The sequence below is a fragment of the Pseudomonas rossensis genome (genome assembly GCF_039888995.1).
Taxonomy (GTDB): Bacteria; Pseudomonadota; Gammaproteobacteria; order Pseudomonadales; family Pseudomonadaceae; genus Aquipseudomonas; species Aquipseudomonas rossensis.
This window is the reverse complement of the sequence record NZ_JBBWCB010000292.1, coordinates 1-1,569: the sequence shown is the minus strand read 5'-3', so window position 1 is coordinate 1,569 and position 1,569 is coordinate 1. Positions and strand designations below refer to the sequence as shown.

The following is a 1,569-nucleotide window of genomic DNA, read 5'->3' as shown; positions in this document are numbered from 1 at the left end:
ACAAGAGCGACGGCCACTGCACCGGGTAGATATTCCCCCTATACCGCTATAAGACAATCCCCCGTCCCCACGCGGCGAACCACACCATTACTGGCCGAACACCAAGCAGTGATGGCGCAGCTGCCCACAACCCTTTCCTCGCTACAGCGCTCTAGGATTTCACTATTTCTGTGTCACCTCGAGCAGCAGAGTCTGAGCTGGTCAGCGCTGGCACCTGCTGCGGGCGAAGTGCGCCCCGCAGCGTTGGAGGCGGCGGTCAATACGGCCATTACGCAACACGGACTTCATCCAGGCGCGCGCCCGGCCATTAACCGCGCCTTCAACTTGGTTTTGGTGGCGCCTTCCGCTCGGGTCTACCTGATACCTGCGTGGTCCGAACACCAAGCCGTGATGGCACAACTGCCCATAACCCTTCCCTCGCAATATCGCTCTACGATTTCACGATTTCTGTGTCACCTCGAGCAGCAGGGTCTGCACTGGTCAACGCTGGCGCCTGCTGCGGGCGAAGTGCGCCCAGCAGCCTTGGAGGCGGCGGTCAATACGGCCATTACGCAACACGGACTTGAGTCAGGCACGCGCGCGGCCATTAACCACGCCTTCAACGTGTTTCTGCAAGGGCCTTCCGGTCGGGTCCAACGGATACCTGTGTCGCCCGAACACCAAGCAGTGATGGCGCAACTGCCCACAACCCTTTCCCGGGATCAGCGCAATAAGATTTCACGATTTCTGTGTCACCTCGAGCAGCAGGGTCTGCACTGGTCAACGCTGGCGCCTGCTGCGGGCGAAGTGCGCCCAGCAGCCTTGGAGGCGGCGGTCAATACGGCCATTACAAAACACGGACTTCAGTCAAGCACGCGCGCGGCCATTAACCACGCCTTCAACTTGGCTCTGCAGGGGCCTTCCGGTGTAGTCCGCCTGATACCTGTGTGGCCCGAACACCAAGCAGTGATGGCGCAACTGCCCACAACCCTTCCCCGGCAACATCGCTCTACGATTTCACGATTTCTGTGTCACCTCGAGCAGCAGGGTCGGAGCTGGTCAACGCTGGCGCCTGCTGCGGGCGAAGTGCGCCCAGCAGCGTTGGAGGCGGCGGTCAATACGGCCATTACGCAACACGGATTTCAGACAAACACGCGCGCGGCCATTAACCACGCCTTCAACGTGGTGCTGCGAGGGCCTTCTGGGCGATGAGTGTAACGACCTGCATTCGAAAACTTCCCGACCTGCAATCAATGCGGTGTTCAACCCGTATTCATTGCGTCCAGCCTAGCGGACCGGCATGAATTGCGACTAAAAAGACTTAGATAGGCAATCTGGCGGCCAGCCTTTTATCGCGCAGCTCGGCGCCCCTCGCCGGGTCGGGCAGGTTGCCGAACAATGCCCTAATCTCGGTAGGCTTGGCATCTTCCGCTGAGCCTGCGCAAATGGAATGCAGGTCGAAGCGGATAAGTGCAGGTTCATTCGCCATTAATCCCGGTTCGCAGGGCCGGATAGACGCAATTAATTCCGGTCGAAAAATGTGCTGATTGCAGGTCGGTGCGTGTATGAATGCAGGTCACTACACTTATC

1 protein-coding gene is annotated in these 1,569 nt (G+C 59.1%); it reads left to right on the top strand.

What is annotated here, in order from left to right:
• A partial coding sequence (locus WLY71_RS30520; protein WP_347806551.1) for a hypothetical protein occupies nucleotides 1-1,191 on the top strand: 1,191 nt, incomplete at its 5' end.
• Between the last annotated feature and the right edge of the window lie 378 nt (nucleotides 1,192-1,569).